The organism is Diaphorobacter caeni (assembly GCF_015354245.1).
GTDB lineage: Bacteria > Pseudomonadota > Gammaproteobacteria > Burkholderiales > Burkholderiaceae_C > Diaphorobacter_A > Diaphorobacter_A caeni.
The window spans coordinates 223,727-236,497 of the sequence record NZ_JADKYZ010000008.1; the positions used below are offsets into that span (position 1 = coordinate 223,727).

At 63.6% G+C, this 12,771-nt stretch carries 13 protein-coding genes; 3 read left to right on the top strand and 10 right to left on the bottom strand.

Features of this window, described 5'->3' with window-relative positions; all coding sequences use genetic code 11:
• Positions 1-40 precede the first annotated feature (40 nt).
• From ccoP to ISG32_RS19910, 6 genes are all read right to left on the bottom strand, one after another.
• Positions 41-952, bottom strand: a complete 912-nt coding sequence (gene ccoP, locus ISG32_RS19885) for a cytochrome-c oxidase, cbb3-type subunit III (RefSeq protein ID WP_194772748.1) — start codon at positions 950-952, stop codon at positions 41-43.
• Positions 953-981: 29 nt separating this feature from the next.
• Positions 982-1,119, bottom strand: coding sequence for a cbb3-type cytochrome oxidase subunit 3 (locus ISG32_RS19890; protein ID WP_166300776.1), 138 nt, complete (start codon positions 1,117-1,119; stop codon positions 982-984).
• Between the two features lie 18 nt (positions 1,120-1,137).
• A complete protein-coding gene (gene ccoO / locus ISG32_RS19895) occupies positions 1,138-1,770 on the bottom strand; it encodes a cytochrome-c oxidase, cbb3-type subunit II (RefSeq protein ID WP_194772749.1) in 633 nt (210 codons plus the stop codon).
• A gap of 15 nt (positions 1,771-1,785) precedes the next feature.
• Complete coding sequence (ccoN, locus tag ISG32_RS19900; RefSeq protein ID WP_194772750.1) at positions 1,786-3,228, bottom strand: cytochrome-c oxidase, cbb3-type subunit I; 1,443 nt, start codon at positions 3,226-3,228, stop codon at positions 1,786-1,788.
• A 63-nt stretch (positions 3,229-3,291) separates the two neighbouring features.
• Entirely contained in the window at positions 3,292-3,429 is a 138-nt protein-coding gene (gene ccoS / locus ISG32_RS19905) for a cbb3-type cytochrome oxidase assembly protein CcoS (protein WP_166300767.1), read from the bottom strand.
• Positions 3,429-5,861, bottom strand: coding sequence for a heavy metal translocating P-type ATPase (locus ISG32_RS19910; protein ID WP_194772751.1), 2,433 nt, complete (start codon positions 5,859-5,861; stop codon positions 3,429-3,431). Before ISG32_RS19910 ends, ccoS begins: the two co-directional genes overlap by 1 nt.
• A gap of 170 nt (positions 5,862-6,031) precedes the next feature.
• Between ISG32_RS19910 and ISG32_RS19915 the strand changes: the two genes are divergently transcribed.
• Together ISG32_RS19915 and ISG32_RS19920 are read left to right on the top strand one after the other, a co-directional pair.
• The gene (locus ISG32_RS19915; RefSeq protein ID WP_194772752.1) at positions 6,032-6,475 is read left to right on the top strand and encodes a universal stress protein; all 444 of its coding nucleotides are present in this window, start codon (positions 6,032-6,034) and stop codon (positions 6,473-6,475) included.
• Between the two features lie 192 nt (positions 6,476-6,667).
• Positions 6,668-7,291 carry an FMN-binding negative transcriptional regulator gene (locus tag ISG32_RS19920; RefSeq protein ID WP_194772753.1) on the top strand — a complete coding sequence of 208 codons (624 nt, stop codon included), beginning with the start codon at positions 6,668-6,670 and terminating at the stop codon, positions 7,289-7,291.
• An 8-nt stretch (positions 7,292-7,299) separates the two neighbouring features.
• On the opposite strand, the gene ISG32_RS19925 is transcribed toward ISG32_RS19920, so the two are convergent.
• The 4 genes from ISG32_RS19925 to ISG32_RS19940 are packed head-to-tail and all read right to left on the bottom strand — an operon-like array spanning position 7,300 to position 11,844.
• A complete protein-coding gene (locus ISG32_RS19925; protein WP_194772754.1) occupies positions 7,300-8,856 on the bottom strand; it encodes a malonate--CoA ligase in 1,557 nt (518 codons plus the stop codon).
• 43 nt (positions 8,857-8,899) lie between these two features.
• The gene (locus ISG32_RS19930) at positions 8,900-10,066 is read right to left on the bottom strand and encodes a CaiB/BaiF CoA transferase family protein (protein WP_194772755.1); all 1,167 of its coding nucleotides are present in this window, start codon (positions 10,064-10,066) and stop codon (positions 8,900-8,902) included.
• Complete coding sequence (locus ISG32_RS19935; protein WP_194772756.1) at positions 10,063-11,046, bottom strand: Bug family tripartite tricarboxylate transporter substrate binding protein; 984 nt, start codon at positions 11,044-11,046, stop codon at positions 10,063-10,065. The genes ISG32_RS19930 and ISG32_RS19935 overlap by 4 nt, the downstream gene beginning before the upstream one ends.
• 48 nt (positions 11,047-11,094) lie before the next feature.
• On the bottom strand, positions 11,095-11,844 hold the full coding sequence (locus tag ISG32_RS19940; protein WP_194772757.1) for an enoyl-CoA hydratase/isomerase family protein: 750 nt from the start codon (positions 11,842-11,844) through the stop codon (positions 11,095-11,097).
• 88 nt (positions 11,845-11,932) lie between these two features.
• Here ISG32_RS19940 and ISG32_RS19945 point away from each other — a divergent pair, with 88 nt between their 5' ends.
• Positions 11,933-12,610, top strand: coding sequence for a GntR family transcriptional regulator (locus ISG32_RS19945; protein ID WP_194772758.1), 678 nt, complete (start codon positions 11,933-11,935; stop codon positions 12,608-12,610).
• Positions 12,611-12,771: the final 161 nt, after the last annotated feature.

The window sequence follows — 12,771 nt, forward strand, 5'->3', positions numbered from 1 at the left end:
GGACTGGCCGGCGTTGTTCTTCATCTTCTTTGATGCGCGATCACTGCGCGGCCGACTTGTTCGACAGGCCCCACACATAGGCAGCCAACACCTTGACCTGGTCTTCGGTGAGCTTGTCCTTCTGTGCGGGCATTTCGTTCATCTTGCCCTTGGTGATCATCGCGACGATGGCATCTTCGCCATAGCCGTGGAGCCAGACGTCGTCGGTCAGGTTGGGCGCGCCCAGTGCCTGATTGCCTTTGCCGTCCATGCCGTGGCAGGCTGCACAAGCCGCGAACTTGGGCTTTCCGAGAGCGGCCTTGATCGAATCGTTCGGGCTGCCCGACAGGCTCAGCACATAGTGCGCGAGATTGCGGACATCGTCCGAGCCACCGACCGCAGCGGCCATGGGAGCCATCACGCCCATGCGGCCATCGTGAATGGTCTTGTAGATCTGATCGGGCGCGCCGCCATGCAGCCAGTCGCCATCGGCCAGATTCGGGAAGCCCTTGCTGCCGCGCGCATCCGAGCCGTGGCACTGGGCGCAGTTGTTCATGAACAGGCGGTCGCCAATGGCCATGGCCGACTTGTCGCCCGCCATCTGCTCGATGGACATCGAGCCGAAGCGCGCGTACTGCGGAGCCCACTGTTCATTGGTCTTCTGCACCTCGGCTTCGTATTCGCCCTTCTGCGACCAGCCCAGCTTGCCGCTGAACGCGCCAAGGCCGGGGTACGCAGCCAGATAGCCAAGACCGAAGACGATGGTGATGACGAACAACCACATCCACCAGCGCGGCAGCGGGTTGTTCATCTCGGTCAGGTCCTCGTCCCAGACGTGGCCTGTGGTGTTGTCGCTGGCCGATACAACCTTCTTCTTTGCAGTGAAGATGAGCAGCAGCAGACAGGCAAGAATGCCGACGACGGTGATGCCTGCCACGTAGATCGACCAGAAATTACTGGTGAAGTCACTCATGGGATTACTCTTTGTTCTTTGAGAGGACCTCAGTCCTCGATGAAGGGAAGTTGGGCTGCTTCGTCAAACCGGTTCTTGTTGGCACGACGCCAAGCCCAGACCCAGATGCCCACAAAGCAGATCAGCGAAGCCACGGTGGCGACGCTGCGCATGGTCGAAATGTCCATGGTTTGCTCCTTCTTTCCTTACTTCAATGCCCGGCCCATGACCTGCAGGTATGCGACCAGCGCATCCATTTCGGTCTTGTCCTTGAGCTGTTCTGCCGCACCCTGGACTTCCTCGTCCGTGTAGGGCACGCCCACCTTGCGCAGCGCGTTCATGCGCGGTGCCGCGACGCTGGGGTCCACCACGGTCTTCTCCAGCCAGGGATAGGCCGGCATGTTGGACTCGGGCACCACGTCACGCGGATTGTTCAAGTGAATGCGATGCCATTCGTCGCTGTACTTGCCGCCCACACGGTGCAGGTCGGGACCCGTGCGCTTGGAGCCCCACTGGAACGGATGGTCGTACACGAACTCACCCGCCACCGAGTAGTGGCCATAGCGCAGCGTCTCGGCGCGGAAGGGACGGATCATCTGCGAGTGGCAGTTGTAGCAACCCTCGCGGATGTAGACGTCGCGGCCGATCAGCTGCACTGCGGTGTAGGGCTTCACGCCCTCCACCGCCACCGTGGTGGACTTCTGGAAGAACAACGGAACGATTTCCGTCAGTCCGCCTATGGCGATCACCAGCAGGATCAGGACGATCATCAAGAAGTTGTTGGTTTCGATCTTCTCGTGCGTGAAACCCGACGCTGCCTTGGTTTGACTATCAGACATTCAATATCTCCACTTTCAGGCGTGCGCCGCGTTGACTGCGGGAATGCTCACATTGACCGAGCGACCTGAGATGGCCGTCATCCAGACGTTCCAGGCCATCACCACCATGCCACCGAGATACAGCAGACCGCCGAGCAGACGGATGGCGTAGAACGGATAGGTCGCCTTCACGCTTTCCACGAAGGTGTAGGTCAGCGTGCCGTCCGGATTCATGGCGCGCCACATCAGGCCCTGCATCACGCCGGCGATCCACATCGCGGCGATGTACAGCACGATGCCGATGGTCGCCATCCAGAAGTGCAGTTCGATGGCCTTGGTCGAGTACATCTTGGCGCCGCGACCGAACAGGCGAGGCACGAGGTAGTAGAGCGAACCCATGGTGATCAAGCCCACCCAGCCCAGAGCGCCGGAGTGCACGTGGCCAATGGTCCAGTCGGTGTAGTGGCTCAGTGCGTTGACGGTCTTGATGGACATCATCGGACCTTCAAAGGTCGACATGCCGTAGAACGACAGCGAAACGATCAGGAAGCGCAGCACGGGGTCGTCGCGCAGCTTGTGCCATGCGCCCGACAGCGTCATCATGCCGTTGATCATGCCGCCCCAGCTGGGAGCCAGAAGGATCAGCGAGAACACCATGCCCACGGACTGGGTCCAGTCAGGCAGAGCGGTGTAGTGCAGATGGTGCGGACCCGCCCACATGTAGGTGAAGATCAGCGCCCAGAAGTGAACGATGGACAGGCGATAGCTGTACACCGGACGACCGGCCTGCTTGGGCACGAAGTAGTACATCATGCCGAGGAAGCCCGTGGTCAGGAAGAAGCCCACGGCATTGTGACCGTACCACCATTGCACCATGGCATCCTGCACGCCAGCGTAAGCAGAGTAGCTCTTCATCCAGCCTGCCGGAATGGCCGCGCTGTTGACGATGTGCAGCAATGCCACCGCCAAGATGAAGGCACCGAAGAACCAGTTGGCCACGTAGATGTGCTTGACCTTGCGCATGCCCACGGTTCCGAAGAACACGATGGCATAGGCCACCCAGACCAGTGCGATCAGGATGTCGATGGGCCACTCCAGCTCGGCGTATTCCTTGCCGGAGGTGTAGCCCAGCGGCAGCGAGATGGCCGCTGCGACGATCACCAGCTGCCAGCCCCAGAACGTGAACGCCGCCAGTGGCGCGCAGAACAGACGGGTTTGGCACGTGCGTTGAACGACGTAGTAGCTTGTGGCGAACAAGCCACAACCACCGAACGCGAAAATCACCGCGTTGGTGTGCAAGGGCCGTAGACGACCATAGCTCAGCCACGAAATGCCGAAGTTGAGTTCTGGCCAGGTCAGCTGTGCGGCGATGATCACGCCCACCAGCATCCCGACCACTCCCCACACGACGGCCATGATAGAAAACTGCCGCACAACAGTGTCGTTGTAGTGCGATACACCTGCTTTTTGCGATTCCATCGAGTACCTCTTATATAGCCGTAGCAGTTTGAAACAGCGACCACTTTTCAGCGTTGACGCATGTCAACCGTCTTTCAAAATTCGTTCCGCTTCTTGATCTACATTCTCGAACTGGCCGCGATAAACAGCCCACCAAAGTCCGCCGAGAACGATCAGAACAAGCACCACGGACAGTGGTATGAGCAGGTAGAGGATGTCCATCAGATCGTCTCCGTGGCGAGTGCGGCCACCGGCATGGTGGGCCTGTTGAAGTTGAAAGCGGGCGCATTCTGACGAAGCGCCACGAGCTCTGGCGCGCGCGCCAGCCGCGCAGCATTGAGCACCACCAGCAGCGAGCTCGCGGCCATGCCCAGCCCCGCCAGCCATGCCGGCATGTAACCGGCGATCGCAAGGGGCACGCAGACCGCGTTGTAGACCGCCGACCACAACAGGTTCTGGCGCACGACGCGCATGGTGCGGCGTGCCAGCAAAAGCGACTGCCAGACCAGCTCGAGCTGATCACCCATGACAACGAAATCAGAGCGCGACTGCGCAAGCGGCACCGAGCGCCCGAACGCGAACGACACATGCGCGCCCGCGAGCACCGGGCCATCGTTGAGGCCGTCGCCCACCATCGCCACATGCCGGCCCGCGGTCTGCAGCTCCCGCAGCCGCGCGAGCTTGTCATGCGGAGTGCAGTCGCCATGCGCATCGGCAATGCCGACCTGCCCCGCCACCCGCCGCACCACCGCCGCGTTGTCGCCGGACAGCAGCTCGACGTGAATGCCCTCGCGCTGGAGGGCTGCGATCACCGCCGTGGATTCGGAGCGCATGTCCTCGCAGAGTTCAAGACGCAGCGCCACGCGCAGTGCACCCTGCACATCCAGCGAAAGCACAACTTCCTGCCCGCCGTCTTCGCGTGGCGCGGCATTGGAGAACTTCGCAGAGCCAAGCCTCACGTTCAGCGCCTCATCAGGAAACGCAGGATGCCTTGCGATGGCGAGCACACCGGAGCCGGACACTTCCCGCACCGATTCCAGCACCCACGTGTCGACCTCGGCAGACGCCACCTGCGCCCCACCGAAAGCGGCCACGGCACGCGACACCGGATGCAGCGAGTGCCGCGCCAGGGCGACGGCCAACGCCAGTGCCTGCTGCCGCGTGATGCTTGCTTCGGCAGATTCGTGCACCGCGAGCACGGACAGTCCATCGCGCGTCAGCGTTCCCGTCTTGTCGAACACCACCGCATCCACCGAAGCCAGCGACTCGAGCCCCTGCAGATTGCGCACCAGCACGCCATTGCGCGCCAAGGTTCCAGCGGCGGTCAGCATCGAGACCGGCGTCGCCAGCGAGAGCGCGCAGGGACAGGTGACGATCAGCACCGCCACCGCCACCATCGCCGCGTGGCTCGGGCTGGTTGGCCACCACCAGACGGCTGCGGCCAGCGCGGCCAGCATCACGGCGATGAGAAACGGACGCGCCACCTTGTCGGCCAATTGCGCGAGGCGCGGCTTCTGCAGCGATGCGCTCTCCATCAACGCGACGACCTGAGCGAAGCGCGTGCCGTCGCCGGTCTGCTCCACCCGCATCTCGACCACCGCGCGCAGGTTGTAGCTGCCCGCGCAGACGCTTGCACCAAGCGGCTTGCTCAAGGGACGGGACTCTCCGGTCAGCAGCGCCTCGTCGGCCTGCGTTTCGCCTGCGGTGATGCGGCCGTCAGCGGGGAACGCCTCACCAGGCAGCACGCGCACGATGTCGCCCACCTTCAGGCGCCGCGTGGTCACGCGCACGAATTCGCCGGTGTCGATGTTCTTGCGCTCGACGCTGTCCGGCAGGCGATTGGCGACCGCCTCGAGCGCACCCGCCGTGCGGTCCCGCAGACGCAGCTCCAGCAGCCTGCCCGAGAGCAGAAAGAACACGAACATGGTGAGCGAGTCGAAATAGACCTCCGCCCCAAACGGCCCACCAGGATCGAAAGTGCCGAGCGTACTGACCACGAAGGTGATCAGCATGCCGATGGCCACCGGCAGATCCATGCTCACGCGCCGCTCGCGGATATCGCGCAGCGCGCTCGAAAAGAACGGCCCGCACGCAAAGAACATGACAGGCACGCTGATCACCCACGACGCCCAGCGCAGCAGCGTCTCCATCTCCAGGGAAAGATCACCCGGCGTCGCCTGGTACGCGGGCCACGCGTACATCATCACCTGCATCATGCAGAAGCCCGCCACCAGCCAGCGCCAAAGCGCACGGCGGCTTTCGCGCAGGCGCTGCTCGCGCATCAGCGCATCCATGGCGGGCAGACTGCGGTAACCGGCCTTGCGCACGGCGGCCATCCACTGCGACGGCAAGACCTGCGCAGGACGCCACACCACGCGCGCGCGGCGCGTGGCGGCGCTCACGTCAACCTCAAGCACACCGGGCACCTGCCTGAGCGCATCCTCGATGGACAGCGCACAGGCTGCGCAATGCATGCCGTCAAGCACAACGAACGACTCCCAATGCCCCGCCGTCGGCAGCTCCCGCCCGAAGGCGCTCCACTCCTCGGGGTCATCCAGCAGGGTGACATGCGCATCCGCAGACCCGGCAGCCGGGTCCTGCGAAGACGAAAAATCTTGCACTATCGCCTGCTTATTGGCGTTGTTGATTGACATAGGACGAAAGATAAATCCGAAGCCCCCAATGCAATTTGACTTGCATCAAGAGCATCGCCCCTGCTCCGACCTATGCTTCAGTTAACAAGCTGTTGCAAACAGCAGTGCTCACTGATTTATCAATGGTCCTGCGACTCATCTGACCGCGGATACTCACTAGGAGGTTCTCTATGTACAAGCGCATCCTGATCGCCACCGATGGCTCCCCCCTGTCCGACAAGGCTGTCGAATCCGGTCTGGGCCTTGCGGCGCTGAGCGGCGCATCCATCGTCGCCCTGAAGGTGGTGCCCCGCTATCCCCGCAGCTACTTCGAAGGCAGTGCACCGCTCAATCGCGACGAGGTCAAGCAGGTCGAACAGCGCTGGAGCGACGCGGCCCTCGCCGAACTGGGTGAAATCAAGAAGATGGGCGCCGAGCAAGGCATTTCGGTGAAGTCCGTGGTCGCCAAGTCCGAGCTGATCGCCGAAAGCATCATCTCCGCCGCCACCAAGAACAACTGCGACCTGATCGTCATGGCCTCCCACGGCCGCAAGGGCATCAAGCGCGTGCTGCTGGGCAGCGAAACCCAGCACGTGCTGACGCACTCGCACATTCCGGTGCTCGTGCTGCGCTGATCCGCGCTTTCAAGGGCATTCGACCAAAGGCAGCCACGCGCTGCCTTTTTTCATGGGAGCGCAATGAGCGTGGGGCCCGCCGGGAATCTCGATGGTGGCTCCATCAAAATGGGCAAAGCTGGATCTTTTGAACCAGCCACGTTTCTGCGACAGTCCACCTGACAACCACGCCCACTCCGGAACGCAAGCCCCATGTACATCCCCGCCCATTTCGCCGAAAACCGTCCCGAGCAACTGCAACGCGTCATCCGCGAGCATCCGCTGGGAACGCTGGTCACGCATGCGGATGGCCAGCTGGATGCCGACCATCTGCCGTTCGACTTCGATCCCGCCGTGGGCGAGCACGGTCAGCTCATCGCGCATGTCGCACGCGCGAACCCCGTCTGGCAGCGCTGCCCCACAGGCACGCCGGTGATGGTGATCTTTCGTGGAGCCGAGTCCTACATATCGCCCAACTGGTACCCCAGCAAGCACGAGACGCACCGGCTCGTGCCCACCTGGAACTACGAGGTGGTCCACGCGCACGGCGTGATGACGATCCGCGACGACGAGAAATTCGTGCGCCGCGTCGTGGCGCTGCTCACCCGCCAGCACGAGGCCACCGAGCCCAAGCCATGGAAGATGGGCGATTCCGCACCGGATTTCATCAACGGCATGCTGCAGAACATCGTCGGCATCGAGATCGCCATCACCTCGCTGGTGGGCAAAGCCAAGCTGAGCCAGAACCGCGAGACGCGCGATCTGGCCGGTGCTGCAGACGCACTGCAGGCACGCGGAGAAACCGAGCTGGCGGAGCTGATGCGCCCCGCCAAGTGATCAACAGATCAACGCTCGAACAGGCCCTTGTGCTGATCGCGCAGCAGATTCTTCTGCACCTTGCCCATGGTGTTGCGCGGCAGCTCGGTGGTGATGAAGCAGCGCTTGGGAATCTTGAAGTTCGCGAGCTGTGACTTCAGCTTGGCGATGATTTCCTCGCCGTCCAGCGTCACGCCTGGCTTGGGGATGATCACCGCGATGCCGACCTCACCGAAATCCGGATGCGGCACGCCGACCAGCGCGCTTTCCGCGACGCCGGGCATGTCGTTGATATAGCCCTCGATCTCGGCCGGGTAGACGTTGTAGCCGCCGCTGATGATCAGATCCTTGCTGCGGCCGACGATGCTCACGTAGTCGCGCTCGTCGATCTTGCCCACGTCGCCGGTCTTGAACCAGCCGTCCGCGCTGAACTCTTCCTTGGTCTTCTCGGGCATGCGCCAGTAGCCCTTGAACACGTTCGGACCCTGCACCTGGATGTTGCCGATCTCGCCCATGGGCAGCGCCTTGCCGGCGTCATCCACCACACGCAGGCCCACGCCCGGCAGCGGGAAGCCGACGGTCGCACCCCGGCGCTCGTCCTGCTGGCCGTAGCGCGCGTCGGCCGCATAGGGGTTGGAGGTCAGCATGATGGTCTCGCTCATGCCGTAACGCTCGAGGATCGTGAAGCCCGTGCGGTCCTGCCATTCCTTGAAGGTCTCGATGAGCAGCGGCGCAGACCCGGCGATGAACAGCCGCATGTGGCTGGCCTGCGCCTTCGTCAGCGTGGGCTCGGCCAGCATGCGCACGTACAGCGTCGGCACGCCCATGAAGACCGTCGCGCGCGGCATCGCGGCGATGACGGCCTTGGGGTCGAACTTGGACATCCAGATCATCTTGCTGCCGTTGATCAGCGCACCGTGGATCGCCACGAACAGGCCGTGCACGTGGAAGATCGGCAGCGCGTGGATCAGCACGTCGCCGGGTTTCCAGCCCCAATAATCCTTGAGCATCACGGCGTTGGACAGCAGATTGCCGTGCGTGAGCATCGCGCCCTTGCTGCGGCCCGTGGTGCCGCTGGTGTAGAGAATCGCGGCCAGATCGTCGGCGTGCTTCTCGACCGGCTGGTGCTCGTCGCCGAAATGCGCGGCGCGCTCAAGCAGCGTGCCGTTGCGGTCTTCACCGAGCGTGAAGACAAATTCACAACCGGCCTTGAAGGCGATCTTGGACACCCAGCCGAAATTGTTCGGCGTGCACACCACCACCGCGGGCTCGGCATTGCCGACGAAATATTCGATCTCGGCGCTCTGGTAGGCCGTGTTCAGCGGCAGGAACACATAGCCCGAGCGCAGCGTGGCCAGATACAGCAGCACCGCCTCGACCGACTTCTCGACCTGCACCGCCACGCGGCTGCCTTCGGGCAGGCGCAGCGAATCCAGCATGTTGGCGATGCGGGCGCTCGCGCGGTCGATGTCGCGCCATGTGTAGTTCAACGGCTCGCCGCGCGGCGACGCCGCCTCGATGGCGACCTCGTCCAGGTTGGCGGGAAACGCTGCACGCAGCGCGGAAAACAGGTTGTTGTTGGACATCGTCAAAAGCTCACTTCCGGAAAAACTCACTCAAACCGGCACATCAGGCCGCATCCACAAAATCTCGCAGTATGCGTTCGCGGTCTCCATCGAGCGCTGGCGGATCGCGCCGCACTGCGGAATCGGCACCAAAGCTCGCCACCAGCGGACTCGACGCCACCTGCAGCGTGGCGCCACCGGGCGCCTGCACGCTCGCGATCATGCCGCGGGCCGCAACCTGCGGATGCGCCACCGCCTCGGCCACTGAATGATATTCACCTGTGGGCACGCCGTGGTCAGAGAAAATACGGAGCCAGTGCGCGCGCGGCTCCTGCACGAGACGCTCCTCGAGCAGCGCCTTCAGTTCGGCTTGATGCTTGCAGCGCTCGGTGTTCGAGGCAAAACGCGGATCGTCAGCCAACGCGTGCCTCTCGATCAACCCGCAGAGCGTCCTGAACAGGGCGTCGTTGCCGACCGCGATCACGAACCAGCCATCCTGCGCGGCGTAGACGTCAAACGGCGACATTGACGGGTGCCGCGAGCCGATCGGGCCGGGCACGCTGCCCGTCGCCGACAGCCGCGCGACGGGATTCTCCAGCAGCGCGATCTGGCAGTCCAGCATGGACACGTCCACACGCTCGCCCTGCCCGGTGCGTGCCCGGCGCAGCAGCGCCGACTGCGTGCCGATCACCGCATACAGCCCCGCGCCCAGATCGCCGATCGACACCCCCACACGACAGGGACCCGAGTCCGCCGTGCCGGTCACGCTCATCATGCCGCTCATCGCCTGCACGACCATGTCGTAGGCGGGCTTCTCGCGATACGGCCCGGTCTGGCCAAAGCCCGAAATGGACACCAGAATCAGCCGGGGAAAGCGCGCATGCAGCTCCTCCCAGCCGTAGCCCAGCTTCTCCATCGTGCCGGGGCGGTAGTTCTCGACCAGCACGTCGGCCTTGGCGAGCAGGCGCTCGAAGATCTCGCGGTCCGCCTCAGCCTTGAGGTTCAGCGCAATCGATTCCTTGTTCCTGTTCACCGACATGAAATACGCCGACGTTCCGTCCACGAACGGCCCGATGGCGCGCGAGTCGTCGCCCACGACGGGCTGCTCGACCTTGATCACGCGCGCGCCGAGATCGCCCAGCGTCTGGGTGCACATGGGCCCGGCCAGCACCCGGGTGAGGTCGATCACCGTCACGTCCGAGAGCGGCAAATCCGCTGCTGAAGCATTCACTTTCCGGCTCCCGCGACCGCGCCCGAGTTCTCGGTGATGGTCTTGTATTTCTTCCCGTCCTCGATGGCCCAGGCCTTGAACTCCTCGGGCGAGCCGGTCGGCCAGGCGATGTTGCCCTGCTTCTCCAGCTTGGCCTTCACGTCGGGGTCGTTGAGCGCCTGGGCGGTGGCCTCGTTGAGCTTCTTGACCACGTCCGCCGGCAGATTGGCCGGACCGAAGAGGCCGAACCAGATGTTGAAATCAAAATCGTTGATGCCGGACTCCTTCATGCCCGGCAGATCGGGGAACAGCGGCGAGCGATCCGCCGTCGTCACCGCCACCAGCCGGAGCTTGCCGCCCTGCGCCATCGGCAGCACCGAGGGCGGCGTGCCGAACGTCATGTCCACGTCACCCGCACCCACGGCCTGAATAGAGGGCGCGCCGCCCTTGAAGGGCACATGCAGCATGTCGATGCCCGCCGCGTGCGAGAACGACGCGCCCGCCAGATGCGTGACCACGCCGGTTCCGGACGATGAATAGGTCAGCTTGCCCGGCTGCTTGCGTGCCAGCTCGATCAGCCCCTTGACGCTCTTTTCCGGGAAGTCCTTCTTCACCGCGAGCAGCATCGGCGACTTGGCCCAGCGCGCGATGGGCGTGAAGCTCTTCACGCCGTCGTAGCGCGCGCTCTTGTAGAGCAGCTGATCGGAACCATAGAGATTGGAGCTGCCCAGCAGCAGCGTGTAGCCATCGGGCTGCGCACGCGCCACCAGATCGGACGCGATGGTCGTGCCCGCTCCAGGTCGGTTGTCCACCACGATCGACTGATTGAGCGCGCGGCCCAGCTTTTCGCTCACGATGCGGGCCACCGCGTCCGCCCCGCCGCCCGGCGGAAAGCCCACCAGCAGCGTGATCGGACGTTGGGGATAGGCGGTGCCCTGCGCCAGCGCAGTGGTGCAGGCGAGCGCGGTCATTGCCGCCACGAGGGCAGTCTTCAGCTTCATGGTCTTGTCTCCGTTGGTGTAGCGTGTGTGTTCGGGGCCGAGAGGTCCTCAGCGCCCTTTGAAAACCGGTTTGCGCTTTTCGCGCCAGGCGGTTCCACCCTCTTTCAGATCGTCCGATTGAACGGTCTGGAAAACGTCGCGCGCAATCGCGTCGGCGTCGTGCTGACCGCGTGCGATCAGGTTCAGGTGCTTCTTCATGCCGAAGAGCGGCAGCGGCGCCATCGCGCTCAGCGTGTCGGTCAGCGCGGCCACGGTGCTCTCGAGCGCATCCGGCGCCACCAGATGCGTGAGAAAGCCGCAGGACTTCATCTCGTCGGCCGCCAGCCGCTCGCAGGTAAGGAACAGGCGCTTGGCCGTATCAAGCCCAAGACGGGTGACATAGCGCTCCAGCCCCGCCTGATAGAAATGCAGACCCAGTCGCGCGGCAGGCATGAACATTTCCGCACCGTGCGCGCCCACGCGGAAGTCGCAGGCCAGAGCCATGTCGGTCGCGCCGCCGTAGACGCCGCCATGCACCACGGCAATGGTCACCGCGCGGCACTGTTCAATGGCGTCGACCATCTCGCCGAAGCTGCTGCCTTTTTCCTGACTGTTTTGGACCTCTGATATATCATAACCACTGCAAAAGTACTTGCCTTCGCTGCGCAGCACCAGTACCCGCACGTCGTCAGACGCGTTCACCTTCTTGACATGGGAAATGAGGACCGGCAGATCTTCGGGCGCAAGGCGGTTGGCGACATCGGGCCTTCTCAGAGTGATGGTGGCAACGTGATTTTGCAGGTGCAGATCGGGCGTCATGTGTATCATTAACCTAAACAGATATATCTAATATTAGAAAATGAGCCAGCATATCGCACATACAGAGAAAACCCTAGGTCTTCCGAGCATGCAGGACCGGATCCGGCTGGCGCTAGAGCAGGACCTGCGCAGCGGCGCGCTGCTGCCCGGGGACCCCATCGACGAGCAGGAACTGTGCGAGCGCTTCCAGGCCTCGCGTACCCCGGTACGCGAAGCGCTGCTGCTGCTCTCCGCCAAGGGCATGATCAGCATCCTGCCGCGCGCCGGCATCTATGTGCGCCAACTGGAAACCCGCGAGCTCATCGCGATGATGGAAGGCGTGGGCGAACTGGAGGGCGTGGTCGCGCGGCTGGCCGCCAACCGCATCAACGGCGACCAGAAGGAACGCCTCAGGCAGGCGCTTGAAGACACGCGCGCCTGCGCCGACGCGGCGGACTCCATTGGCTACGAACAGGCCAATGTCCGGCTGCATGATCTGATATATCAATCCAGCGGAAACGCCTTCATCGTCGAGCAGACCCGAGAGGCCCGCCTGCGCGTGGCCCCCTATCGCGGAAAGATGTTTGAAAAGCCCGAACGCCTGCTGCGCTCGCAGGCCGAGCATGAGGCGGTGGTGACGGCCATCATCCAGGGCGACAGCGAAGGCGCGGCGGAAGCCATGCGCAACCACATCTCGGCGGGAGGACGCGCATTCGCCGACATGGTGCTGGCAGCGCCCGTGCCGCAGCAGGCCATTCAGCCAAGGCGGCGCAAGCGCAAGGTGTGAGAAGAAACACCCCCTGAGTCGCTTCGCGCCTTCCCCCTCTGTGATGTTGCGCTGCGCGCAACCGAGGGGGACGCAGTCCTCGGTGCGGGGTGGCCCTTCCTCGACTGTTCTCGCATGGGCCGCGCCAGTTTCATGCGCTGCGGGAGACGCGAATCACCACC